General features: G+C 31.2%; 23 protein-coding genes. 22 read left to right on the forward strand and 1 reads right to left on the reverse strand.

The annotated features are described in order from the left end of the window. Nucleotides 1-4: 4 nt before the first annotated feature. The 11 genes from CW731_RS15540 (at nucleotide 5) to chrA (ending at nucleotide 13,042) form a co-directional block, all read left to right on the forward strand. Nucleotides 5-2,383: a DUF1566 domain-containing protein gene (locus tag CW731_RS15540; RefSeq protein ID WP_157812174.1), complete on the forward strand. Its 2,379-nt coding sequence runs from the start codon at nucleotides 5-7 to the stop codon at nucleotides 2,381-2,383. Nucleotides 2,384-2,436: 53 nt separating this feature from the next. Then, nucleotides 2,437-2,736 carry a T9SS type A sorting domain-containing protein gene (locus CW731_RS15940; protein ID WP_100945300.1) on the forward strand — a complete coding sequence of 100 codons (300 nt, stop codon included), beginning with the start codon at nucleotides 2,437-2,439 and terminating at the stop codon, nucleotides 2,734-2,736. Nucleotides 2,737-2,740: 4 nt separating this feature from the next. Next, nucleotides 2,741-5,101, forward strand: a complete 2,361-nt coding sequence (locus CW731_RS02810) for a DUF1566 domain-containing protein (RefSeq protein ID WP_157812175.1) — start codon at nucleotides 2,741-2,743, stop codon at nucleotides 5,099-5,101. 349 nt (nucleotides 5,102-5,450) lie between these two features. Further along, nucleotides 5,451-6,263, forward strand: coding sequence for a M23 family metallopeptidase (locus tag CW731_RS15865; protein WP_100945302.1), 813 nt, complete (start codon nucleotides 5,451-5,453; stop codon nucleotides 6,261-6,263). A 334-nt stretch (nucleotides 6,264-6,597) separates the two neighbouring features. Beyond that, the gene (locus CW731_RS02820; RefSeq protein WP_100945303.1) at nucleotides 6,598-7,737 is read left to right on the forward strand and encodes an Atu1372/SO_1960 family protein; all 1,140 of its coding nucleotides are present in this window, start codon (nucleotides 6,598-6,600) and stop codon (nucleotides 7,735-7,737) included. A 299-nt stretch (nucleotides 7,738-8,036) separates the two neighbouring features. Beyond that, nucleotides 8,037-9,098 (forward strand): acyltransferase, encoded by a 1,062-nt coding sequence (locus CW731_RS02825; protein WP_100945304.1) that lies wholly within the window; start codon nucleotides 8,037-8,039, stop codon nucleotides 9,096-9,098. Between the two features lie 288 nt (nucleotides 9,099-9,386). After that, entirely contained in the window at nucleotides 9,387-10,205 is an 819-nt protein-coding gene (locus CW731_RS02830; RefSeq protein WP_100945305.1) for a helix-turn-helix domain-containing protein, read from the forward strand. A gap of 152 nt (nucleotides 10,206-10,357) precedes the next feature. After that, nucleotides 10,358-10,948: a phosphatase PAP2 family protein gene (locus CW731_RS02835; protein WP_232734708.1), complete on the forward strand. Its 591-nt coding sequence runs from the start codon at nucleotides 10,358-10,360 to the stop codon at nucleotides 10,946-10,948. Beyond that, nucleotides 10,938-11,402, forward strand: a complete 465-nt coding sequence (locus CW731_RS02840) for a DoxX family protein (protein WP_100945306.1) — start codon at nucleotides 10,938-10,940, stop codon at nucleotides 11,400-11,402. The genes CW731_RS02835 and CW731_RS02840 overlap by 11 nt, the downstream gene beginning before the upstream one ends. Continuing rightward, nucleotides 11,403-11,948, forward strand: a complete 546-nt coding sequence (locus tag CW731_RS02845) for a phosphatase PAP2 family protein (protein ID WP_100945307.1) — start codon at nucleotides 11,403-11,405, stop codon at nucleotides 11,946-11,948. After that, nucleotides 11,927-13,042 (forward strand): chromate efflux transporter, encoded by a 1,116-nt coding sequence (chrA, locus tag CW731_RS02850; protein WP_100945308.1) that lies wholly within the window; start codon nucleotides 11,927-11,929, stop codon nucleotides 13,040-13,042. Before CW731_RS02845 ends, chrA begins: the two co-directional genes overlap by 22 nt. 188 nt (nucleotides 13,043-13,230) lie before the next feature. On the opposite strand, the gene CW731_RS02855 is transcribed toward chrA, so the two are convergent. Further along, on the reverse strand, nucleotides 13,231-13,911 hold the full coding sequence (locus tag CW731_RS02855) for a transposase (RefSeq protein WP_100945309.1): 681 nt from the start codon (nucleotides 13,909-13,911) through the stop codon (nucleotides 13,231-13,233). Between the two features lie 354 nt (nucleotides 13,912-14,265). Between CW731_RS02855 and CW731_RS02860 the strand changes: the two genes are divergently transcribed. The 11 genes from CW731_RS02860 to CW731_RS02910 all read left to right on the forward strand — a co-directional run bounded on the left by CW731_RS02860 (nucleotide 14,266) and on the right by CW731_RS02910 (nucleotide 25,074). Continuing rightward, the gene (locus tag CW731_RS02860; RefSeq protein ID WP_100945310.1) at nucleotides 14,266-15,066 is read left to right on the forward strand and encodes an AraC family transcriptional regulator; all 801 of its coding nucleotides are present in this window, start codon (nucleotides 14,266-14,268) and stop codon (nucleotides 15,064-15,066) included. 69 nt (nucleotides 15,067-15,135) lie between these two features. Further along, on the forward strand, nucleotides 15,136-16,806 hold the full coding sequence (locus CW731_RS02865) for a serine hydrolase (protein ID WP_100945311.1): 1,671 nt from the start codon (nucleotides 15,136-15,138) through the stop codon (nucleotides 16,804-16,806). Between the two features lie 194 nt (nucleotides 16,807-17,000). After that, nucleotides 17,001-17,837, forward strand: coding sequence for a LytTR family DNA-binding domain-containing protein (locus CW731_RS02870; RefSeq protein WP_100945312.1), 837 nt, complete (start codon nucleotides 17,001-17,003; stop codon nucleotides 17,835-17,837). 124 nt (nucleotides 17,838-17,961) lie between these two features. Further along, nucleotides 17,962-18,624: a CPBP family intramembrane glutamic endopeptidase gene (locus tag CW731_RS02875; RefSeq protein ID WP_100945313.1), complete on the forward strand. Its 663-nt coding sequence runs from the start codon at nucleotides 17,962-17,964 to the stop codon at nucleotides 18,622-18,624. 332 nt (nucleotides 18,625-18,956) lie between these two features. Beyond that, the gene (locus tag CW731_RS02880; protein WP_100945314.1) at nucleotides 18,957-19,532 is read left to right on the forward strand and encodes a Crp/Fnr family transcriptional regulator; all 576 of its coding nucleotides are present in this window, start codon (nucleotides 18,957-18,959) and stop codon (nucleotides 19,530-19,532) included. 68 nt (nucleotides 19,533-19,600) lie between these two features. Beyond that, on the forward strand, nucleotides 19,601-20,713 hold the full coding sequence (locus tag CW731_RS02885) for an SMP-30/gluconolactonase/LRE family protein (RefSeq protein ID WP_100945315.1): 1,113 nt from the start codon (nucleotides 19,601-19,603) through the stop codon (nucleotides 20,711-20,713). A gap of 578 nt (nucleotides 20,714-21,291) precedes the next feature. Beyond that, nucleotides 21,292-21,846 (forward strand): hypothetical protein, encoded by a 555-nt coding sequence (locus CW731_RS02890; RefSeq protein ID WP_100945316.1) that lies wholly within the window; start codon nucleotides 21,292-21,294, stop codon nucleotides 21,844-21,846. Between the two features lie 53 nt (nucleotides 21,847-21,899). Beyond that, entirely contained in the window at nucleotides 21,900-22,754 is an 855-nt protein-coding gene (locus CW731_RS02895) for a hypothetical protein (protein ID WP_157812176.1), read from the forward strand. 163 nt (nucleotides 22,755-22,917) lie between these two features. After that, nucleotides 22,918-23,385, forward strand: a complete 468-nt coding sequence (locus CW731_RS02900) for a cupin domain-containing protein (RefSeq protein WP_100945318.1) — start codon at nucleotides 22,918-22,920, stop codon at nucleotides 23,383-23,385. A 217-nt stretch (nucleotides 23,386-23,602) separates the two neighbouring features. After that, complete coding sequence (locus tag CW731_RS02905) at nucleotides 23,603-24,169, forward strand: GRAM domain-containing protein (RefSeq protein ID WP_100945319.1); 567 nt, start codon at nucleotides 23,603-23,605, stop codon at nucleotides 24,167-24,169. Nucleotides 24,170-24,396: 227 nt separating this feature from the next. Further along, entirely contained in the window at nucleotides 24,397-25,074 is a 678-nt protein-coding gene (locus tag CW731_RS02910) for a hypothetical protein (RefSeq protein WP_100945320.1), read from the forward strand. Nucleotides 25,075-25,488 lie beyond the last annotated feature (414 nt).

Consider the following 25,488-nt stretch of genomic DNA (forward strand, 5'->3'; position numbering starts at 1 on the left):
GGCAATGAAAAAAATATATACTTTAATAGCAGGGATTATGCTTACAGCAAGCATATTTGCACAAGCACCCGAAAAAATGAGCTACCAAGGAGTAGTAAGAGATGCAAGCAATGCCTTAGTAACCACACAAGCCGTAGGAATGCAAATTAGCATTTTACAAGGTGGTGCTACAGGAACACCAGTTTATGTAGAGACACAAACACCTACAACCAATTCTAACGGTTTATTAAGTTTAGAAATAGGAACAGGAACTTTACTAAGCGGCGATTTCACCACCATTAACTGGGCAAACGACACTTATTTTATTAAAACCGAAACCGACCCTACAGGCGGAACAAACTATACCATTACTGGTACAACACAACTAATGAGTGTACCTTATGCCTTGCACGCTAAAACAGCAGAAAGTATAACAGGAACAATAAACTACACCGAAACCGACCCTATTTTTAGAGCATCTATTGCTAATACTATTACTGCAATTGATACAGCTAACTGGAGAAACCATACCGTTGATACCGATACACACATTGACTCTACAGGAGTAGCCAACTTAGGTTTTAATGCAGGAGGAATAATTACCGAAACCGACCCTGTTTTTAGAGCATCTATTGCTAATGGTATTACTGTAATTGATACAGCTAATTGGAATAACCATACCGTTGATACCGATACCCATATTGACTCTACAGGAGTAGCCAACTTAGGTTTTAATGCAGGAGCAATAATTACCGAAATCGACCCTGTTTTTAGAGCATCTATTGCTAATGGTATTACTGCAATTGATACCGTAAATTGGAACAACAAACTATCTACCGAAATAGATGGCTCTGTTACCAACGAAATACAAGTTTTAACCATTAGCAACGACACACTTTTTTTAAGCAAAGGAGGGCTTGTAAAACTACCTGCAGCTGCTGTAGTTTTTAGTGGTAATTATGCCGATTTAACAAACATACCTGCTTACATTGCTGATGGTGATGATAATACACAACTAAACGAAACACAAGTAGATGCCTTTGTAGCCAACAATGGTTATTTAACCACAGAAGTTGATGGTTCTGTTACCAACGAAATAGAATTACCAACAGGTGGTACTAACGGACAAGTACTAAAAACTGATGGTGGTGGCAACTATGCTTGGGTAAACCAAACTACAGATACTGATACAAACACGCAGCTAAACGAAACACAAGTAGATGCCTTTGTAGCCAACAATGGTTATTTAACCACAGAAGTTGATGGTTCTGTTACCAACGAAATAGAATTACCAACAGGTGGTACTAACGGACAAGTACTAAAAACTAATGGTAGTGGCAACTATGCTTGGGTAAACCAAACTACAGATACTGATACCGACACACAACTAAACGAAACACAAGTAGATGCCTTTGTAGCCAACAATGGTTATTTAACCACAGAAGTTGATGGTTCTGTTACCAACGAAATAGAATTACCAACAGGTGGTACTAACGGACAAGTACTAAAAACTAATGGTAGTGGCAACTATGCTTGGGTAAACCAAACTACAGATACTGATACCGACACACAACTAAACGAAACACAAGTAGATGCCTTTGTAGCCAACAATGGTTATTTAACCACAGAAGTTGATGGTTCTGTTACCAACGAAATAGAATTACCAACGGGCGGTACTAACGAACAAGTACTAAAAACTGATGGTAGTGGCAACTATGCTTGGGTAAACCAAACTACAGATACTGATACCCATATTGATTCTACAGGAATTGCCAACTTAGGTTATATGGCAGGAATGCATACTGTAAATACAGATGCTCAAACCCTTACCGTATCACAAACAGGCGATACCTTAACAATAAGTGGAGGAAACTATGTATTAGTTCCTGGTATTAGTTTATTAAATCATCCTCACGCTCAAGTAATACAAATAGGTGACTTTTATGCAGGTGGAGTTGTTTTTTGGTTAGACGGTAATGGCGGAGGTTTAGTAGTATCTGTTGCAGACCAAAGCACAAGTGCTACATGGGGATGTAACGGAATAATTACTGGATCTGATAGTACAGCTATTGGTACGGGGGCACAAAACACAGTAGATATAGAAGCTAGTTGTGCTACAGCCGGAACAGCTGCAGATATTTGTGCCAACCTTACATTAAATAGTTATAACGATTGGTTTTTACCGAGCAAAGATGCCCTGCAAATTATATATGATAATAGAGTAACGATTGATGCTACAGCAGCAAATAATTCAGGGACTAGTTTATCACTAGATAGATATTGGAGTTCTACGGAGTTCAATAGTAATAATGCTTGGACCCATAGTTTCAATAACGGCGTCTCAAAAATTTACCTTAAGCCCGATAACTATACTTGTAGAGTGAGAGCCGTCAGAGCTTTTTAACTAACAAGTCGTTTACGTTACCAATACAGGGACAAACGGCACAGTAAGTCAAGGTGTGCTACAAGCCTACGAAATTTTTACAGGAGGAATTTAAAGATACCGATCTGAATGTTACGCTTTCGGTTTTTCCTAACCCAACTGCCCATAATTTAACCCTGCAAATAAGCGAGTACAACAACGAAAATTTATCGTATCAGCTTTTTGACATGCAAGGTAAATTATTAAGCAACGGACAAGTAAACACAAAGAAAACGCAAATAAACACATCATCTTCGTTTTCTTTAACTTACTTTATAAATGTTCTAAACCAAGAAAAAAAACAGGTTCAATCATTTAAAATAATTAAAAATTAAGGCAATGAAAAAAATATATACTTTAATAGCAGGGATTATGCTTACAGCAAGCATATTTGCACAAGTGCCCAAAAAAATGAGCTACCAAGCCGTAGTAAGAGATGCAAGTAATACCTTAGTAAGCACACAAGCCGTAGGAATGCAAATTAGCATTTTACAAGGCAGTACCCCTGTTTATGTAGAGGCACAAACACCTACAACCAACGCTAACGGTTTAGTAAGTTTAGAAATAGGAACAGGAACTTTACTAAGTGGCGATTTTACCACCATTAACTGGGCAAACGACGCTTATTTTATTAAAACCGAAACCGACCCTACAGGCGGAACAAACTATACCATTACCGTTACAACACAACTAATGAGTGTACCTTATGCCTTGCACGCTAAAACAGCAGAAAGCATAACAGGAACAATAAACTACACCGAAACCGACTCTGTTTTTAGAGCTTCTATTGCTAATACTATTACTGCAATTGATACAACTAATTGGAATAACCATACCGTTGATACAGATACACACATTGACTCTACAGGAGTAGCCAACTTAGGCTTTAATACAGGAGCAATAATTACCGAAACCGACCCTATTTTTAGAGCATCTATTGCCAATGGTATTACTGCAATTGATACAGCTAATTGGAATAACCATACCGTTGATACCGATACCCATATTGACTCTACAGGAGTAGCAAACTTAGGTTTTAATGCAGGAGGAATAATTACCGAAACCGACCCTGTTTTTAGAGCATCTATTACTAATGGTATTACTGCAATTGATACCGTAAATTGGAATAACAAACTATCTACCGAAATAGATGGCTCTGTTACAAACGAAATACAAGTTTTAACCATTAGCAACGATACACTTTTTTTAAGCAAAGGAGGGCTTGTAAAACTACCTGCAGCTGCTGTAGTTTTTAGTGGTAATTATGCCGATTTAACAAACATACCTGCTTACATTGCTGATGGTGATGATAATACACAACTAAACGAAACACAAGTAGATGCCTTTGTAGCCAACAATGGTTATTTAACCACAGAAGTTGATGGTTCTGTTACCAACGAAATAGAATTACCAACAGGTGGTACTAACGGACAAGTACTAAAAACTGATGGTGGTGGCAACTATGCTTGGGTAAACCAAACTACAGATACTGATACAAACACGCAGCTAAACGAAACACAAGTAGATGCCTTTGTAGCCAACAATGGTTATTTAACCACAGAAGTTGATGGTTCTGTTACCAACGAAATAGAATTACCAACAGGTGGTACTAACGGACAAGTACTAAAAACTGATGGTGGTGGCAACTATGCTTGGGTAAACCAAACTACAGATACTGATACAAACACGCAGCTAAACGAAACACAAGTAGATGCCTTTGTAGCCAACAATGGTTATTTAACCACAGAAGTTGATGGTTCTGTTACCAACGAAATAGAATTACCAACGGGCGGTACTAACGGACAAGTACTAAAAACTGATGGTAGTGGCAACTATGCTTGGGTAAACCAAACTACAGATACTGATACCGACACACAACTAAACGAAACACAAGTAGATGCCTTTGTAGCCAACAATGGTTATTTAACCACAGAAGTTGATGGTTCTGTTACCAACGAAATAGAATTACCAACGGGCGGTACTAACGGACAAGTACTAAAAACTGATGGTAGTGGCAACTATGCTTGGGTAAACCAAACTACAGATACCGATACCGATACCCATATTGATTCTACAGGAATTGCCAACTTAGGTTATATTCCAGGAGTACATACCGTAAATACCGATGCACAAACCCTCAAAGCATCACAAACAGGCGATACATTAACTATAAACGGAGGAAACTCTGTATTAATTCCTGGTATTAGTTTATTTAACTATCAACCACAAATACAAATAGGTGAATTTTATGCAGGTGGTGTTATTTTTTGGTTAGACGGTAATGGCGGGGGACTAGTAGTATCTATTGTAGACCAGAGCACACGTGCACAATGGGGATGTCACGGAACACACCTTGCTGGAGCAGAAGGTAAAGCTATTGGTACAGGGGCACAAAATACAGCAGATATAGAAGCTGGTTGTACTAGATACGCAACAGCGGCAGATCTTTGTGCCAACCTTACATTAAATGGTTATAACGATTGGTTTTTACCTAGTATAGACGAACTGCAAGCTATATTTGATAATAGAGCAGCTATTAATGCTACAGCAATAAGTAATTTAGGTACTAGTCTCGGAAGTTACTATTGGAGTTCTACTGAGGACTATAATTATTGGGCTTTGTTGTACCATTTCCGTGCCGGTAGTGTATCCGAAGATAAGTTTGAAAAGCATGGTGTGCGAGCCGTCAGAGCTTTTTAACAAATAAGCGTAGCGATTCACGAATACCTTATAAAATATAAAAAACAATGAGTAATTTACCCATTCAATTATTTTATAATATTGCCTAACAGTCTATTTTAATTTTTTTGAGTTGAGCTAAAAGCTCAACTCAAAAAAATCTTTACACTTATGGCGTTATCACATACTTTGTCTATAGACTTATACAGTTTTCTGAGTTAGTTAAGCCGTATAAAATTAATTGCTTGTACTCGCCTACTTACGAAAATCTTTTCAGATTTTCTATTCGGTTTTTATTTGCTAAATTAGTTGCCTAAACACGCAACTAATCTTATATAAAACGTTGCTAGCAATTAAAAATTGAATATAAATGAAAAACTATTTACTATTAACATTTTTCCTAATAACTACAATTGTTAAGGCTGAAAATAATATAAAGATTTACTACGAAAAGACAGATAATGGATTTAATATTTACGCTGATAATAACGATTTTTGTCCTTCAAGTATAAAAATTAGTTTTTCAGTTACAAACCTAAATATAAATGGAGGCAATAATAATATTTACATAGTTAATTCTCAACAAAAAAAACAGCTACTTACTTCGCTTAAAGTTTCCAAAAAAGGTAGAGCTTATAAGTTTTCATTTAAATATTGGACAAATTATGGCAATCATAATGACAATGAATATGATGAAAATTATGAGTACAATCTACCATTTAAAATATCAAGTAAGTTTAAACTTTATCAAGGCTACAATGGAACTTTTTCTCATAAAAATCAAAACGCTTTAGATTTCACAATGCCTATTGGTACAGAAATAACTGCAATTAGAGAAGGAATTGTTATTAGGGTTACAGATAAGAATAATAAAAACTGTGGAAAAAAAGAATGTCAAAAGTATAATAATTTCATTATAATTTATCATAAAGATGGAACTTTTGCAGAATATGCCCATATAAAACAAAATGGGTCAAAAGTTAAAGTTGGAGACAAAATTTCTAAAGGTCAATTAATTGCTTATAGCGGAAATGTTGGATGGAGCACTGGTCCACATTTACATTTAGTAGTGTTCAACCAAAAATTAAATGAAAGAAAAACTATAAAAACAAAGTTCCTAACAGAAAAAGGAAAAAAGACTGAATATTTAATAGAGAAGAACGAATATTCAAGAAATTACTAAAAACTATTGCCAACACTCTATAATGGCTTTTAGCTTATTTACAAAAGTCCTCACAGACTTTCTATCTGTAATTTATTTGATTACTTTAGTGTTTAAAATACGCAACTAATCTTATACTAACCGTTAGCAACAAGCTATAAAATTTCGTTAATCATTTAACAAAATATTGACAATCGAAATCACAATACATCCTATTATTTAAGATATTTTTGCTGAAAATATATCCTTTATTTTCAACATAATGTTTTGAATCGTAATGGCTATACAAACAATTATACTTATAAGTATCTAAAAATTGAATTTAGAAAACTTGATATTCATCTAAAAAAACAAAATGAAAAAATTATACAGCGCAACATTATTAATTTTAACCATCCTGTTTATGAGCACCATTCAAGCCCAAAAAACCAAAATTCTTGTTTTAATTCATTCAGATAATGGAGGAACTTATAAATTAGCACAAGAGATTGCAAAAGGAATTGAAGCCAAGGGAGAAGTTAAGGCTTATATAAAATTGGTAAAGGCTTCTAATAACCCATCTTTAAAAAATATATCCGTAGCATCCATTGAAGAATTAACTACATATGATGGTATTGCTTTTGGTTCGCCAATATATTTTGGAAATATTAGTACAGCAATGAGTGAGTTTTTATCAAAAACGGTAGAATTATGGAGCAATCATGCTTTAGAAGGAATGCCAGCAACGGTATTTATGTCTGCAGGTAGTGGAGCTGGAAAAGAACTTGCAATACAATCTTTTTGGAATAGTTTAGCAGTACACGGAATGATTTTGGTTTCCAACGGAATTAGAGGTACTAAAAACATTGATAAAACCATCCCTCAAGGTAATACTGTTTTAGGAACAACTAGTTTAGCTTCATTTAAGAATGTAGAAAGACCAACAAAAAGTGAACGTTTTCTAGCGAATCTTCAAGGACAAAATTTTGCTAAAGTAGCGCATGCATTAAAAGGTACATTTCCAACAACTATAGCAATAAAAGAGAATAATAAAAAAATAGATGTTAATACAGTATTAAAAGATAAGAAAATTGAATTGCCTAAAGTACCTAAACCTGCTGGGAGCTATGAACCTTATGTAAGGTCAGGAAATTTGGTATTTATTAATCAAGTTGCCTTTAAAGATGGAAAAGTTGTAAACCCCGGTAAATTAGGATTAGATATAAATGAAAAGCAGGTAAATGAAGCTACAAGAACTACAATGCTTAATGTTTTAGCTGTTTTAAAAGATGCTGTTGGTGGCGATTTAAATAAAGTAAAAAAATGTGTTCAACTAACAGGTATCTTTAACACTACAGATGATTACACTAAACATGCAAACTTAATGAATGTAGCATCAAATTTAATGGTTGAAGTTTTTGGAGAAAAAGGGAAGCATGCAAGAGCTACTTATGGAGCATCATCGATTCCTGTAAATTCTTCTGTAGAAATTCAAGCTATTTTTGAAGTAGAATAAAGACTAAATCATAAACTACTTAAAAGCCAATTGCCAACAATGTATAAAAAACATAGGGCTTTTGTGCTAAGCCAATAACCTTATTCCTCTCTTTTTTGCTTTCTGTTTATTTGTCTAATTTAATAAAATACAAACTTAAGACGTATAAACTTTATTGCTGGCTTATTGCCTACTTGCGAAAAACCTTAGGGGATTTTCTACTACGCTTTTATTTACTAAATTAGGTGCTCGAAATACGCAACTAATCATACACCAACACGTTGGCCATAAGATGTTAAACCGAACAATATTTATACAGAATGAGTAGAAAACACTTTCACACATTTGATGCTTTAAGATTTTTCGCTTTTCTTTTGGTTTTTTTATTACACTTACCAAAGACGGGAAACATATATATTGATTTCTTTCTTAAAAGTGGAGGAATTGGTGTAACATTCTTTTTTGTGTTAAGCGGATTTCTAATTACTTATATTTTACTCTATGAAAAAAAACACCATAATAAAATATCTCTAAAGAAATTTTTCGCCAGACGTATTCTGAGAATTTGGCCATTATTTTACCTTATGATAGCGTTTGCATATTTATCTCCATATATATTGAATGCCTTAAACTTGCCTTTTAACAATGAAGGATACAAACCTGATTTATTGACATCAATATTCTTTGGTGAGAATTATAAAATGATGATGACAAATACATTTCCTGATGGAGCACCTTTAAGGGTTATGTGGTCACTTTGTATTGAAGAACATTTTTATATTCTGTGGGCAGTATTACTCTATTTTATTTCTGCAAAAAAAATCCCGCATCTTATTATATCCAGCATTATTATTGCTAATATCTCTCGGCAAATTTACACTCATTTTGGAATAAGTCATATTGATATATTTTCTCATCTTGATTACTTTGCCTTTGGAGCAATACCTGCATATATTTTGATACATAAAAAAAGTTTCATAAATTATTTAGAAAAAATTCCAAGATATTTTAAATATATCTTTTTAATTTTAAACGTTGCAATCGTTTTTATAATCCCAAATATTAACTTCGTATTTATTGAGCATTTATCACCTTTTATCTTGAGCCTTTTATTTTCAGTTACTATACTATTCACATTAGGAAATAATTCTATTCACATAAATGACAATTTATGGTTTAGCAAATTAGGTATTTATACATATGGATTATACTTATATCATACTATCATAGTATTATTACTAATTCAGGTTTTTAAGTATCTATCTTTTTCTAATTGGTATTTATTAGGAATAACATCTTTAATTATAACAATCGGCATTAGTATAACCTCATATCATTTATTTGAAAAACAATTTTTAAAGTTGAAAAGACATTTTTACTAAATGATAAAACCAAATCCTATGGCTAACACCATATAAAATTAATTGCTGGTTTTATCTTATTTACGAAAGTTCTCTCAGACTTTAAATCTGTGTTTTATTTACTAACTTTAGTGCTTAAAACACGTAACTTATCTTATACAAAAACGTTACCCACAAGCTAAAAAACCGTGAAACATTAAAAATCCGAAATAAAAAATGCCACAGCTCATTTTAGCACATTTGGTTTTTCTCATCGCACAAGCCATTGCCCTAAAAAACCAAAAGAGCTAAAATAGCCAACGCACAACTATGAATTCAAACATAAAAATAAAAGATAAAGCAAAAACAAATCCATCTATCAAAATTGAATTTTTTAGAAAAGATGTTAGAAAGACATCTCCACATAAACACAACAACTATTTTGAAATAATTTACTTGACTAAAGGAAAAGGTTCGCATACTATTGACGCTAAACAATACGAAATAAAAACACCTGTAATATTTACCATCCGAAAAGAGCAAGTACATTTTTGGGATATCAAATCAGAACCAGAAGGATTTGTACTCATAATTAAAAAACCCTTTATTGACGATTGTTTGGACAAAGTAATAATTCGTTTAATTTCAGAATTAAGCGCACAAAATTGCCTTTTCCCAAAAGACAATATCGCAATTGACATATTTAAGATTTTATATAATGAACATCAAGAAAAGAAAACGTCTAAACGACCAATAATAAATGGATTATTAAAAGCTCTTTTAGCAAAACTTCTTGAATCTGCAAAAATTACTCCTTCTAAAAATGCCAATAACACTATCTTCCATAAATTTATTAACCTTTTAAATCAAGAAAACAAACTGACCAATAAGGTAAGCCACTATGCAAATTTATTAAACACCTCACCCCAAAACTTAAATGCAATTTGCAGAAAAGAAACAGATCACTCTGCAAGTGAGACTCTCTCTGTATACATAATTAATGAAGCAAAAAGACTTTTACTTTACACCGATTTCACGGTAAGTGAAATTGCCAATAAACTTGATTTCAACGATAATTCTCATTTCTCTAAATACTTCAAACGTCACGTTAAAAATACTCCTAATGAATTTCGTAGAGTAAACAAGTAAGTACCATCAATTTTTCAAATAGACCATTTTTTTATCATTGTATTGTATATTTTTACACAATCAATTTAGAATAGGAAATATGAAATGGATAATTTTTAATATCAGTTTATTTTTACTTTATTCTTGCCAGAACAATCACCAATAAGAAAAAAATGATAGAAAGAATCAAAAAAATAGATACTGATATTCTGTTGTGGATAAATGGTAATCACAATGAATTTTGGGATCATATAATGTGGATTGTTTCTGGAAAATGGACTTGGCTACCTTTTTATTTGATATTAGCTTCGTTCTTAATATGGAAATATAAAAAAAACTCTATCTTAATGATTTTACTGATAGGCATACTTATAACAATGAGTGACCAATTGGCTTCAGGATTTTTTAAACCATTTTTTGAGAGATTACGACCAAGTCAGAATCCTGATTTAGAAGGAAAACTTCATTTTGTTAATAATTATAAGAGTGGTAAATTCGGTTTTATATCTTCTCACGCAGCCAATGTTTTTTCATTAGCATTCTATCTAACATTAGTAGCTCGTAAAAAACTAAAATGGATACCTTTCGTCCTTATTCCTTGGGCAATTTTTGTTAGCATTAGCAGAATTTACCTTGGCGTTCACTATCCAACGGATATACTCGTTCCTATAATTTTAAGTATTCCTATAGCTTTAATAGTTTCTAAACTTTACAAAGTTTTTAATCCTATTTTTATTAAAAAAACAATTACAAATGTTACATAGATTAATTAAAACAGACCATTCCAAAACAACGATTATTATTCGCCTAATGGTGGGTTCTGTTTTCCTTTCAGAAGGTATTCAAAAATTTTTATATCCAATAGCAAGAGGAACAGGAAGGTTTGAAAAAATGGGTTTCACTAATCCTGACTTTTTAGCACATTTTGTTGGTGTATTCGAGATTCTATGCGGCTTATTATTACTCGTAGGTCTTTTAACTCGTGCTGCAGCTTTTGCAATGCTCATCAATATGACGGTAGCCATAATTGTAACCAAAATTCCGATTGCTTTTGATGAAAGTTTTGGTTCATTCGTGCTACGCGAGCTTAAAACTTATGGCTTTTGGAGTATGGCACACGAAATGCGAACTGACTTTGCAATGTGGTTGGGTGGTTTATTTCTATTTATAAAAGGTGGTGGATTCTGGTCAATTGACCGCAAAAATTCACATCACTAAATGAGTGCCTTTCCAAAATACGACTATGAGCTTTTAAAATGGGTTCAAATTAATAGAATAGATTTTCTAGACGTATTCTTTTATTGGATTTCTTCATCTACATTCATTGTTTCCATTATAACTTTAGGAATTATTGGTTGGTTGTATATTACAAAGAAACCAAAGCCTTTCAATATAAAATATTATAGTCTATTGCTCATAATTATAGCTTCCTCTTTTATTAGCTTATTCTTGAAATACACTGTTAAGAGACCACGACCATTTATTACAAATCCTGACATCATTCAATTATCTGAAACAAGCAATTTTTCATTTCCATCTGGTCATACAACAATTGCCTTCACTTTGGCATTCGGAATGCTATTCATTTCTTTTAAAAAAATATACTTACTTCCTGTTTTTTGTTGGGCTTTTCTCGTTGCCTATTCAAGAATGATATTGGGAGCTCACTACTTAACAGATATATTAACCGCTATTATAATCAGTTTTATGTTAAGCCTTTTAATTAAACCAATTTCTACAAAATGGACAGTAAAAAAAACTTAAAAGAAGTCGCAAAACTTTTTTTTAAATTAGGAAGCATTGCATTTGGAGGTCCTGCAGCTCATATAGCAATGATGGAAAATGAAGTTGTAAAAAAAAGAAAGTGGATGACATCTCAACATTTTCTCGATTTAGTAGGTGCTACTAATTTAATCCCAGGCCCAAATTCCACCGAAATGACAATGCATTGCGGACACGAAAGAGCAGGTTGGAAAGGATTAATAGTGGCTGGTGCTTGTTTTGTTTTTCCTGCTGTAGTTATTACAATGGTTTTTGCTTGGCTGTATCAACAATACGGACAATTACCTAAAGTTGAACCTTTTATTTACGGAATAAAGCCAGCTGTAATTGCTATTATTCTTGGTGCGGTTTACAGACTTGGTAAAAAAGCACTAAAAAATGTAGAACTTGGGGTTTTAGGTGCGTTAACTTTGATTGCCTGTTTACTTGGAGTAAATGAAATTTTAGCATTGTTTGCCTGTGGATTGATGGGGTTAATTTTATATTTCACCCTAAACTCCAAGAACAATCTAAACAGTTTTACTCCGCTCGTTTTACTGCAAGTTATACTAACACCAAGTACCCTGAAAATCCTCTGGACTTTCTTTAAAGTAGGTGCACTACTTTATGGAAGTGGCTATGTATTATTTGCTTTTTTAGATGCGGAATTAGTTACAACAGGTTTACTAACCAGACAAGAATTGATAGATGCTGTAGCAGTAGGACAATTTACACCAGGACCTGTTTTATCTACCGCTACATTTATTGGATGGCAATTAGGTGGGTTTTGGGGAGCGATTGCTGCAACAATTGGAATTTTTCTTCCTTCATTTATCTTTGTTTCTATTCTAAATCCATTTGTTCCTAAAATGCGGAAATCTAAAATATTTTCTGCATTTTTAGATGCCGTAAATATTGCAGCTGTTGCTGTTATTATAGCAGTTTGTGTAGAAATGGGAAAAGAAACGTTAACTGATTGGAGGACAATTCTCATTGCGACTATAAGCCTAATATGTGTTTTTATTTTTAAGAAAATGAATAGTGCATTTATAGTAATTGGCGGAGCATTATTTGGATACATATTGACATTGATATAAAAGCCAACGCTAAAAGTCGTACACATTTTCAATTCGCATCAGCCGACACACGAGCCAAAAATTGCAAAAGAGTATGCCTTTGCCTGCAAATAAATACGTTCTAATATTAAACTTCCGATTAATAAGCAGAACGAAAAATAAAGCCAGTGGATAACAAAGTACTGTGGCAAAAAACAAGTAAAAACTCATTAATTTTTCACTAAAGCACTTCTATAATTATTATCATAAGTTAATCTTGATTTAGCGATAGCAAAAGCCTGTTTTAATAGCTTATTACAAACTGCTATTAAGGCTAGTTTTTTGCTCTTTCCCTTAGCGACTATTCTATCATAAATTGCTTTGCAGGCATGGTTATATTTACAGGCATTAAAACTGCACATAAATAGTAAATTTCGAAGCTTTTGATTTCCTATTTTACTGATTCGAGGACGTCCTTTTACACTACTTCCACTCTGTCGTATTACGGGAGTTAAACCAACATAACTACAAAGTTCACTTCCACTTGTAAAGCGATCAAAACCATCCGTTAAAACAAGTTTTAATTCAACTTGTTTGGCATACTCACAAATTAACTTCGAATCGCTTTTATCTGTCTTAATTTTAGACAGCTTCATCTGAATAAACCGTTTTACAGACAAAGGATTCTCTACTGAAACTTTAACACCTTGTTCTTGTAAATAATAGGCTAACTGGTAATGATAATAACTCGTAGCCTCCAGCACACAATGACTATTAATATCTAACAATTTTACGAACTTCTTAAAGCCCGAAATACTATTTTTAAATTGGTAATAATTCCCAATGGAATCGGTAACATCAAAAACTAAATGACTGATGTCAAGTCCAAAATATTTTATACCTTTATTCATAAGAAAATATTTTTTGAAAGGACAAGCTACGCGAGTTTCAACGACTTAAAATCGAGGTCTAAAAGCCTCATAGAACTGTACGAAATCTGTGTAGAAAAAATAGGGGATTTTCAATGTTAACGAGATCTAAAGTCTCTACGTATATAATAACCTTATTCCTCTCTTTTGTGCTTTCTGTTTATTTGTCTAATTTAATGAAATACAAACTTAAGCCGTATAAAATTAATTGCTAGTCCTCGCCTACTTACGAAAACCCTCGCGGATTTTCTATTCGGTTTTTATTTACTAAATTAGATGCCTAAAACACGCAAAAAACCATATACATCAACGTTAGCAACAAGCTGAAAAAAAAGAATGAATAAACTAAAAACAGGAGAGTTTTACGGAACACATTACCAAAAATCAGCTTTTGAAAATCTAATAATTACCGATACAGAATATACACACAGTAAAGTTGATTGGCACTATCACGAAAATCCATATTTTACTTATTTACTTCAAGGGAAGTTATTTGAATCTAACAAAAAAGAATCCTACTATTTAGAACCAGGAAACCTACTATTTCATAATTGGCAAGACTCACATTATAATATAAAACCACCTGAATTTACAAGAGGTTTTCACATTGAATTGAATAAGAATTGGTTTTCAAACTTTGATATTCAGATAACAAATTTTGAAGGAAGCATCAATTTAAAGAATCCTATAATAAAGAACTTGATGAACCATATATTTGTTGAAACTAAAATTAACGACCAGTATTCAAACTTAAGTATTGAAAGTGATTTGATTGAAATTTTCAATACAATTAAGGAAAGTAAAGAAAGAAATTTAAGAAAACCAGATTGGGCAAATAAACTAAAAGAATTGTTGAATGAGGAACAAATAGACTATTCTTTAAATAGTTTAAGTTCAAAATTAGAAATACACCCTGTTCATTTGTCTAGAGAATTTAACCGGTATTTCGGAACAAGTCTTGGTAATTATATTCGATTAATAAAACTTAATAAAGCATTTTGCTTACTAACTTCAAACAAATTTTCTATGAGTGAAATCTGCTATCTATGTGATTTTTACGACCAAAGTCATTTCATTTCAAATTTTAAGAAAATATATAAGACAACACCATCAAAATTTTTAAAGGATATTTCCTAATGTTAATTATATACAATTTTGAGATATAAGATAACACTATTTTTGCAGTTCATCAAAATCAATTAAAAAATGAAGCTACAAAGTATTTTAATTCTCTTATTTACATTTCTTACCAATTGTATTTATGGTCAGAATATGCAAGATTACACAAGCAATTGGGAAGGCAAAATTGAAAATTTAAAATCATTCAATCTAAAAGTTGAAATAGAAAATCTAGGACTTGAAAAAACTAGATTCAAAATTTCTAACGATAAAAGCATTATTGACTATTCGTTTGAATCCATAAGTAAATCAATAATTACAATACCTTTTGCAGAAAATTATTCTTTTGAAGGTGTACTTTCTGAAAATGGAAAAGAGATTAACGGTTTTATTAAATCGGGTTTATTACTCTATCATTTGAAATTGACACTATCAAACCGCAATTCGTTTGTAGGTGTTTGGAATATATTAATGGTAGATAAATTAAAATCTGAAAAATTCTATTTAAGTCTAGAAAATGGATCAGGAAACGACTATGAGGCTTATCCTTTTTTTGGCGATAATACATTTACAGGAACTTGGTGTACTAATTTTCAAAAAGAAAATGATAATTTATTTTTTGAAGATTTTAAAACAGGATTAAAGTTTAAAGGAAAATTACTACCTCAAAAAATTAGTTTAGGAATTTATATAGACGATGGTTTAGTTTCTCAAATTGATTTAAAAAAATCTAACACAGATTGGAAGATAGGCTTGTTTGACACCAATAAAATTGATAAAAAGACTAATAACCTTGAACTTAAAGAAATGGAAAAGCTTATCGCAAAAGACAGCTTTCCTAATACACATTCAGTTTTAATTTCAAGAAAAGGTAAAGTTGTATACGAAAACTATTTTGATGGTTATAACTCAAATATTCCTCATCAGATGAAATCAGCTTCAAAAAGTATATCGTCTGCCATAGTTGGAATAGCAAAAGACAAATCCTTATTTAAAAATGTTAAGCAATCAATTTTCGAGTTTTTACCTAAAAAATATCAAAGTCATAAAGACAGTTTAAAACTGAAAATAAATATAGAGAGCCTTTTAACAATGAGTTCTGGAATAGATGCTATTGATTATGGTATTAACGCCAATCCAAAATCACCTGCTGTAGAAGATAATTTTCAAATGACAAAAGACTGGACAGAAACAATATTAAACTCTAAAATGATTAATAGTCCAAATACGAAAGCCAATTATGGTTCTGCAAATCCATATCTTCTTGGTGTGGCAATGGACTCAATAGTTTCAGAATCATTAGCATTATTTATGGATAAAAATTTATTTCAACCACTTAAAATTTCAAATTACGTAATTCAATCAGATTTAAAAGGAAACCCATACTTTGGTGGTGGAATGTATCTCACGCCAAAAGATATGCTCAAATTTGGGGAATTATATCTTAATAGAGGGAAATGGAAATCAAAACGAATTCTATCAAAAAAATGGGTTAAAAATTCCTTTAAAAATTATAGAAATTTAGAAAACGTGCCAGAAAAAAATGGATATGGTTATTTATGGTGGCACAATACATACGAAACTAAAGGAAAATGCATAAAATCTATTGAAGCAAGAGGTAATGGAGGACAGTATATTTTTGTTCTTCCTTCTTTAAAAACAGTTCTAGTTATAACTGCTGGAAATTACAGAAATGGAAAAACACAACAACCTGAAATGATTTTTGAAAAATATATTTTACCTTACCTTAAAAATTGAATAAAGCCAGTTGCCAACACCGTGTATGACTAATTCTTTTATCGTCTACTTACAAAAATACTCGCAGATTTTCTATTCAGTTTTTATTTATTAAATTCGGTATTCAATCTGAATGATGAGCAATATTCTTGGTAAACAATCTATAGAGAAATTATTCTTTACTTTTGAATCTGACAAAAAAGAACTTCTAATTTATGAGTACTACACAACCAACCAAGAATACAGTAAAAACAGTATGGCATATATTTACCGATAGTGCTACATGGCGTTGGTTTCAGAAAGCAATTGTATTATCCATTTTATTTTTAGTAGCAAATCACTTAACTAAGCGCGAAAGTTTTCCTGGTGGTGAAACCTATAGATTTCCTATAGAAGGTTTTCTGTCGTCTATTGTTTTATGTGTTTTTATTGGAATCATAGCGCATCTTAATTTTAAATATTACAAGAAAAAGTATTTCTCTAAAAAAGTAGAAATTGTTACTATTATATGGTATCTGATTTCTACTCTAGGATATATTACAATCATGTATATTCCTGTAAATATTATTTTAAATATAGTTGTAGGTGCACAGACAGAGTTCTATTATTTATTAATAGGATTGCTAATTACTTTATTATTAAGTTTTATTCTCATAGGTTTATGGTATGCACAAGACACATACAATTTATATCAGTTATCTATAAAAGGTGCTGAAATTACTATTGAAAGCGGCGCGAAAATGACGAAACTTACTTATGAAAATATTGCGTGCTTTTACATCGAAAACAAAATTGTGTATACTGTGCAAAATAACGGCACAACAATTAGCACCGACTTTACATTGAATGAGCTTGAAGAAAAAATAAACGATCAATTGTTTTTTAGAGCCAATCGGCAAATTATCTTTCACAAAGATGCTATCGACCAAATTGAAAAGATTGAAAATGGCAAGTTACGTATTCGGTTAAAAACTTCCATTGAAAACAATGCGATTCCAGAAATCAATATTAGTCGATACAAGCGAAAAGCATTTATGAGTTGGTTTCAATAAAAGAAACCAAAAACTATCGACTATTCAGTTATAAATTTACGACCATTCAGTAAAAACACACCTATTTAAAGGGATTTTTAGAGAATTTGTTCATTATTTCGCTTAGAATTTAAAATCTAAAAGAATGAATAAAATTACCTTAAGACAAACATTAATTCCATTAATTACCTTTGCAATCATTTGCTTTTTATGGTTTGGACCAATCCGTATAAGTTACATCGAAAATATCATTATTTCTATAGTAATCATTATAGCGAATTATATAGAATACAAAGGAAAACCATTTTCAGCACTTGGTTTTCAACGTGAAAAATTCACATTTAAAAACATCTTTGTACTTGCTCCGTTAGTTGCACTAGGGCTCTTTGTTTTTTATGTCTTTGCATTGGTTCCTGGAATTACAAAACTTACAGGAGTTGCTATCGACTATTCTAATTTTGAACAATTGAGAGGGAATCTTTCAGCCTGTTTAACTGCTTTATTAGTAGTGTGGGCTACTGCGGGGTTTGGAGAAGAAATTATCTTTCGCGGTTATTTTATGCGACAGTTTGTAAAATTCTTTGGAGAAAGTAAAGTCAGCATTGTACTTAATATTGTCTTATTTGCTTGTTTTTTTGGCTTTATGCATAGTTATCAAGGAATTACAGGCCAACTTGTAACAGGGTTTGTTGGAGCGTTGTTAGCTCTAATATTCTACTTGCGTAAATACGATTTGTGGTTTATTATTGCTGTACACGGTTTTTTTGATACCATTGCTTTAATTTGTATTTACTTTGGTTTGGCGTAACAATACCAAGGAATAGCACTTACAACTTAAAATCACCTTGTAAAATAGGTATTTATACACTATTTTTTATTGTAAGATAGAACTAGTATTATGCTTGATGGTTTTTTGAGGTTTAGAAGAAATTACCATGCTGAATCTGATTTGAAAAAATAATTGAGATAATTACAGTTGGTGTGTTTCGTTTTTTAAAACACCGTATATAATTTATTACTGGCTCCTTGCCTATTTGCGGAAATCCTAGCGGACTTTCTTTGTCGGTAATTATTTACTAACTTTACTACTAAACTAACGTCACAAAACTTATAGAACAACGTTAGCCATAATTAAAATAAATGAAGGAACTAAATAAAATACTGAAAGAATTAATTGGGTTAACAGAAAGTGAATGTGAAGAATTTTCTAAACAACTAAAAAGACAAGAGTATAAAGCGAAAACCATATTAATTGAGGAAGGAAATACGGCAGAGTCCTTGTACTTTATTGAATCTGGACTATTTAGAACATATAAAAATTTAGATGAAAAAGATATTACTACTTACTTCGCTTGTGATAATCAATTTATAACGGTTTTTAACAGCTTTATAAATCAAACAACTTCATCAGAAAACTTAGAAGTTATTGAAGATAGCATCGTTTATAAAATATCTTCAGATAGCTTAATTCAGCTTTATAAAGAATCTTCAAAATTTGAAAAATTCGGTAGAATTTTAGCCGAAAAAAATCATCTTTGTGCTTTAGAAAGAACCTTAACAATGCAGACAAAATCTGCTAAAAAAAGATACCTAGATTTTTTAAAAAATTACAACAAAAAAATTGTAAGTAGAGTTCCTCAATATCAAATTGCGAGTTTTCTTGGTATAGCTTCCGAATCGTTAAGTCGAGTTAGAAGAGAAATTTTCATTTCATAACAAATGTCAAGATATAAATATTAAAACCTGTCGTTTCTTTGTGCTTTATAAATCGAAAAATAAACACAATGAAAATACCAAAAAAATTAAAAATATCAATTGTTTCAATACTTGTATTATTTGCTTTATTTATTATTAATGTAGCATATAATTCTTGGTCAATTAGTCCTTTAGCTTGGTCGCCACCAACAATTCCAAAACTAGAGGGCGTACTTGCAGAAAATGAATTATTAAGCACAATAGAGCAGATTGATTTAAATGGTTGGTTTGGTCCAGAAGACATAGCAATAGATAATCAAGGAAATTTATATTGTGGAGTACATATTTCTAAAACAGATTTCACAGATGGTCGCGTTTTAAAAATCGATACGTCTGGAAAAGTTAGCGTATTTGCAAATTCAGAATCTTGGGTTACAGGAATGCATTTTGATAGTAATCAAAATCTAATCGCTGGCGACTTAGAAAGAGGTTTAATAAGTATAGACCAAAATGGTCATATTAAAACTTTGGCAAGTGAAGATGAAAACGGTAACAAGTTCTTAATACCTAACGATGTGGATATTGCTAGTGACGGAATGATCTATTTTACAAATACATCATCAAAAGTGAGTTTTAGTAGTAAACATATCTGGAAGTTATTAATGGAAGCTAGACCAGATGGCGGGCTTTACAGTTACAACCCAAAAACCAAACGAGTAAAAACGCTAATTAACGGAACATATTTTGGAAACGGAGTTGCTGTTTCTCAAAATGATGATTTTGTATTAATGGTAGATTTAGGAAAATACAGAATACGTAGATATTGGCTTAAAGGCGATAAAAAAGGAACTACAGATATATTTTTAGATAATTTAACAGGTTTTCCAAATGGAATTTCTAGAAGTAAAGATGGTAGTTTTTGGCTTGGGTTTTCGACTAAGAGAGATAAATCTTTAGATGAAATACATTCAAAACCACTAGTTAAAAAAATCGTTTACGGCCTACCATCTTTTATGCAACCCAAGGCAGTACCTTACGGAATGTTAATGCATTTAAGTAGCAATGGAGAAATTATAAAAACATATTACGATACAACCGGAGAGTTTGTGGCAGAAGCAACCTCTGTTGAAGAGCATAATGGATATCTTTACCTTGGTGGAGATGTGTCTGGTCATATTTCGAAATACAAATTAGAAAAATAACAGTGGCTAACAATGTGTAAAAATAATAAGGGTTTTAGTGCTTAACCCAAAGTTTAGTGTTTTTAACAAAGTCCGCAGAAATTACAATTTTGCGGGCTATTTTTTAAAATAAAAATTGTAAATTTCACTAAGCAATAAACTGAATATTAACTGCTTTTTTAATACCTTACTATTCTTACACAAAACCGTTACCAACATTCTGCCCCTTGTACTTTCCTGAAATAGGTTGACTAAAAATTAAACACTTAATTATAGTCACTTATGAAAACACAAAAAGAACCCTGGCGAAAATAAACGCACAAAATGGAATTATAATAATTTAAGAACCTAGTTTTAAGACAACCTGCTGAAGTACATTTAAATCCTTCTGTTCTTCAATTTGTAAACGTCTAATCTCTTTCAATAAAGTACTATAGTACAGTTTATGCAGACATACAAACAATATCTATTTTATGTAAATAGTAACCTAAAAAACTAAATAAACTATAAAAAAGTTGTCTTATTAAGAAAAATAATAACAAAATGCAATATATTTGATGGTATAATAAACGTTGCCAACAAGCTAAAAAACGAACATATTGATACCAGACTTCGACCATAATAATGTAATCCCACCACACTTGGGAAATCCAGCAGTAATGACTGATTTAAGTCCTTACCCTTGCAATACATTGGAAATTTGCCAAAAATTAGGAACTACAAAAGAACGTGTAGAAATACTAAAAGGTTTAATAGTTTTTAGGCAACGAATGATAGAAAATGGAATCATTGATGGATTTCAATGGCTTGATGGAAGTTTTATTGAAAATATAGAAATTACAGAAAACCGTCCGCCAAATGATTTAGATTTAGTAACTTTCTTTGGAGGTTTAACAATAGAAGAACAGCAAGTTAAAAGAGGAGAATTTGTTGAGTTTTTTAATCCTTCTTTAGCTAAAAACAATTACAAATTAGACCATTATGCAGTTGACTATTGCTATAGACCCGAAGTTACAGTAGAAATGACTAGATATTGGATTCAACTTTTTACACATAATAGACTTGGTGTGTGGAAAGGGATACTAAGATTAGAATTAAATACAGCTGAAATTGACCAAGAAGCTTTAACCTATTTAAACAATATAGAGTTATGAGCATATTTTCAGAAATAGAAAGAATTAAATCCCAAATTTTGGATACTGAACGTATGCTTAAATTAGTTGGCGAACATCCAATAATGTCAGATAGTTTAAAAGACAAATTAAACTCGCTAAAAGAAAGGCTTGCTAATTTCCCAAAAGATTTAATTGAACCAAAAATTAGATTGCTTTTTAGCGGAAATGCTGTCAAAGGTTCAATCGGAATAAAATCGAGATTTGTAAGTAAAACGATGAAACCAATTCAAGAATTAATTAAAACGCAAACAGCATTAGTTAGATTTGGTGGAGTTGGTAAACGTGGACAAGCAAAAAAATCAGCAAATTCAGAATTATATCTAACAGCTTTACCAACAGGTTCTTTTGGTGTAGAATTATCCCAACTTGAACATAATGATTTATTTGACGAAGAAGATGTTTCTAATGCAATAAAACAAGTTGTAGAATTAATTGAGGCTTCGACTGAAAGTGATGAAGAATTTGAAAAAGCAATTGAAAATACACCAAAAAGGAATCTAGCAAATTTAAAGTCATTACTTAAAACAATATCTGATGCTAATTCTATTTTAAAATTAGAAACTGGTAGTTTTGGTGTAAGTATTTCAGAAAAAGAAGTAAAAGAAGGTTTTGAAAGAGTCAATGCAACAAATAATGCAGAAGACGAAATTTTTATAAATGGTATTTTAAGAGGTATTTTATTAGATTCTGGAAAGTTCGAAATGGTAACTGATGAAGGAAACTTAATAAATGGAATTATTAATCCAGAATTAACAGAAGAACAACTGATTGAATATGATAGAAACTTTTTAAATAAAGAATGTCGAATTCATCTGTCTGTCAATAAAACAACATTTGTTACTGGAAGAGAAAAGATAAGTTACGAATTAATAGAAATTATAGGATAAAGCCAGTTGGCAACACCGTATATAATTTATTGCTGGCTTATTGCCTACTTACGAAAGTCCTCGCGGACTTTCTTGGTGGGTAATTATTTACTAAATTAGTTGCTTAAACCACGCAACAAACCATATACAAACACGTTGTGTGTCATTAAAAAACAATCATAAAGTGAATAAAAAGACCCTAGAAACAAACAAAAAACCAGTTGTAAAAAAATGGAATTCTAATGAAAATGAAAAATTCTGGATGACTGAAAGAGAATTTACGAGTATAGTGGTCGGAAAAGAAGCCACAAATTCTGAATACGCAATTACTGACGGAATAATTGAACCGAATGGTTTTGTTCCCGACCATTATCATAAATGGGAAGATCAAACATTTCACGTAATCGAAGGGAAATTAGAAGCGAAAATTGGAAATGAAACTTTCGTAATTGAGTCTGGAGATTCAATACATTGCCCAAGAGGAATATCTCACTATATGAAAAACATAGGAAATGAAAATGCTAAACTTATTAGTTACATAATTCCTGGAGATTGGGCGAAAGATTTTATGGCTGAAACAAGTAGACAAGTGAAAAGTGGTAAAATGGATTTGAAATTAATAGAAGAAAAATACGGAGTAGTCTATTTATAAAAACGCCACACAACAAGGTGTAAAAATAATAAGGGTTAAGTATTATGCTCAAAGTTGGTGCATATTAACAAAGTCCGCCAAATTTACAATTTGACGGTTAAAAGAAAAATAACGGTAAAAATTGTAAATTTGGCTAAGTGCTAAACCAAAAAGTAAATACATTTTAATCCCTTACTATTCTTACACAAATCGTTGTAGTGCATTAAAACCAAACTTTATGGAAATAGGAAATAAATTGATAAAACTTAATTGGAAATTTAGAATTGTGTCAGCAATTTTAACTGGACTTTTATTTATTGGAATTATGTGTCTTATGGATTATTTCTTAGATGGAGAATTTCAAAGTCTGAATAGTTACTTGTTTCAAGGAATATTTTTCGGGATTTTTATGGGAATTGGATTTCCGTATGTAACGCAAAAATTCGGAACAAAATTCACTTCTAAAATCGGAAAAAACATTAAACCTGAATTGGCACAAGACGAAAATATTGAAATTGAAGGTCCCGCAAACTTATTCCGTGGAATGGAAGGTGTTGGTGGAAAATTGTTTTTAACTGATAAAAAAGTAGTTTTTAAATCTCATAAAATAAATATCCAAAAAGGACAAACTGATATTCTTTACGAGAATATTACGGAAATAATAAAAAGAAAGACAGCTAAAATAATTGACAACGGAATTCGAATAAAAACCAATGGAGGAAATGAATTTGATTTTGTTGTTAATGAACGAGAAAAGTGGATTGAAAAGCTGAACGAAAAAATAACGCACTACAACACCGTATAAAATTAATTGCTTGCTTTTTGCTCACTTACGAAAATCCTCGCGGATTTTCTTTGTCAGTAATTATTTATTAACTTTATTGCTAAACCACGCAACTAACCTTGTACAAACACGTTGTAAAAAACTACGGAATTGAGCCAGAAATAAATAAGTTATTAAAGTTAACTTTTGGTTTTTTCTAATTTATAAAACTAAATACTGAAATAAAAGTGAATTTTAAAACGCATAAGATGATTAAGTATAATGTTATAATTTCATTAATTTTTTTATTTGGTATTAAAACTTTTTCTCAAATAAGAATAGAAGGAGAATATTGTAATTATGATAAATATGCAGATTTAAGCACTTGTTATAATTTCATTAATGGAATATTTAGTTATGAATCTTCTGGACATATAAGTTCCACATATTATGGAGAAGGTACCTATCAAATAAGTAAAGATTCTTTGTTAACTTTAGATTTTAATAAAACTAAAAACAGAAATAAATATAGGTACAAAATAATAAGTAGTAGCAAAAACTGTAAGGATTCTATACAATTAAAGTTTATTGTTAAAGATAGTGAAGGTATTCTACCTTATCCTTATAATGGAAATATTGAAATTAAAAAAAAAGTTTACCTAAATTTAAATAAAGATGGAATAGTCTATTTAAAAAAAGAAAATCAAGATTCTATAAAAATTAAATTACGGAATTTAGGTTTCAATTCTGTTGAAATTAAATTAAAATCACATAGAGATTATGCTATTGATGTTTTTTTAAGCGACATACCTTCTGGAATTCCAATAAAAAACAAAAAAATATTTTATAAAATAGAACGGATTAATGATAGTATATTAATTTTAAATGAGAATGGAATAAAAAGTTTTTGGAAAAATAGAAACTACAACACAGTATATAAAAAGTAGCTTTCAAGTGCAAACTACAAAGTCTATGCTTTTCTGTTAACATTTGGTTTTTAAAGTTAGTAAAACTAAATTCTAAAAAAGGTGTGAATTTACTCAAACTCTGAAAATCAAATTGCGGAATTCTTACTCAAATCTGAATTTTGAAAATATAAAAAATGGAAAATATAAATTATCGAAAATTGAAAAGGAAAAATTAAATACGCATTTTACAACACCGTGTATTAAAAATTGCTATATTAATACTTAACCAAAAGTAGTTGCATTTTTACTCACTTCAATTTTCCTACGGAAAATAGCCGTTCATTAAAAACGCAACTTTCAATACACAAACACGTTAACTTTCATTGTCGCTAATTTTTCTCAAAAACTAAAAAGAGAATAAAATACTGAATCTATTATTGGAAAAAATATTGC

The organism is Polaribacter sp. ALD11 (assembly GCF_002831685.1).
GTDB lineage: Bacteria > Bacteroidota > Bacteroidia > Flavobacteriales > Flavobacteriaceae > Polaribacter.

Bases quoted from the DNA above. Each gene is read 5' to 3' on its own strand.
- CW731_RS15540 (WP_157812174.1), top strand. From the start codon at position 5: ATGAAAAAAATATATACTTTAATAGCAGGGATTATGCTTACAGCAAGC.
- CW731_RS02810 (WP_157812175.1), top strand. From the start codon at position 2,741: ATGAAAAAAATATATACTTTAATAGCAGGGATTATGCTTACAGCAAGC.
- CW731_RS15865 (WP_100945302.1), top strand. From the start codon at position 5,451: ATGAAAAACTATTTACTATTAACATTTTTCCTAATAACTACAATTGTT.
- CW731_RS02820 (WP_100945303.1), top strand. From the start codon at position 6,598: ATGAAAAAATTATACAGCGCAACATTATTAATTTTAACCATCCTGTTT.
- CW731_RS02825 (WP_100945304.1), top strand. From the start codon at position 8,037: ATGAGTAGAAAACACTTTCACACATTTGATGCTTTAAGATTTTTCGCT.
- CW731_RS02830 (WP_100945305.1), top strand. From the start codon at position 9,387: ATGAATTCAAACATAAAAATAAAAGATAAAGCAAAAACAAATCCATCT.
- CW731_RS02835 (WP_232734708.1), top strand. From the start codon at position 10,358: ATGATAGAAAGAATCAAAAAAATAGATACTGATATTCTGTTGTGGATA.
- CW731_RS02840 (WP_100945306.1), top strand. From the start codon at position 10,938: ATGTTACATAGATTAATTAAAACAGACCATTCCAAAACAACGATTATT.
- CW731_RS02845 (WP_100945307.1), top strand. From the start codon at position 11,403: ATGAGTGCCTTTCCAAAATACGACTATGAGCTTTTAAAATGGGTTCAA.
- chrA (WP_100945308.1), top strand. From the start codon at position 11,927: ATGGACAGTAAAAAAAACTTAAAAGAAGTCGCAAAACTTTTTTTTAAA.
- CW731_RS02855 (WP_100945309.1), bottom strand. From the start codon at position 13,911: ATGAATAAAGGTATAAAATATTTTGGACTTGACATCAGTCATTTAGTT.
- CW731_RS02860 (WP_100945310.1), top strand. From the start codon at position 14,266: ATGAATAAACTAAAAACAGGAGAGTTTTACGGAACACATTACCAAAAA.
- CW731_RS02865 (WP_100945311.1), top strand. From the start codon at position 15,136: ATGAAGCTACAAAGTATTTTAATTCTCTTATTTACATTTCTTACCAAT.
- CW731_RS02870 (WP_100945312.1), top strand. From the start codon at position 17,001: ATGAGTACTACACAACCAACCAAGAATACAGTAAAAACAGTATGGCAT.
- CW731_RS02875 (WP_100945313.1), top strand. From the start codon at position 17,962: ATGAATAAAATTACCTTAAGACAAACATTAATTCCATTAATTACCTTT.
- CW731_RS02880 (WP_100945314.1), top strand. From the start codon at position 18,957: ATGAAGGAACTAAATAAAATACTGAAAGAATTAATTGGGTTAACAGAA.
- CW731_RS02885 (WP_100945315.1), top strand. From the start codon at position 19,601: ATGAAAATACCAAAAAAATTAAAAATATCAATTGTTTCAATACTTGTA.
- CW731_RS02895 (WP_157812176.1), top strand. From the start codon at position 21,900: ATGCTTAAATTAGTTGGCGAACATCCAATAATGTCAGATAGTTTAAAA.
- CW731_RS02905 (WP_100945319.1), top strand. From the start codon at position 23,603: ATGGAAATAGGAAATAAATTGATAAAACTTAATTGGAAATTTAGAATT.
- CW731_RS02910 (WP_100945320.1), top strand. From the start codon at position 24,397: ATGATTAAGTATAATGTTATAATTTCATTAATTTTTTTATTTGGTATT.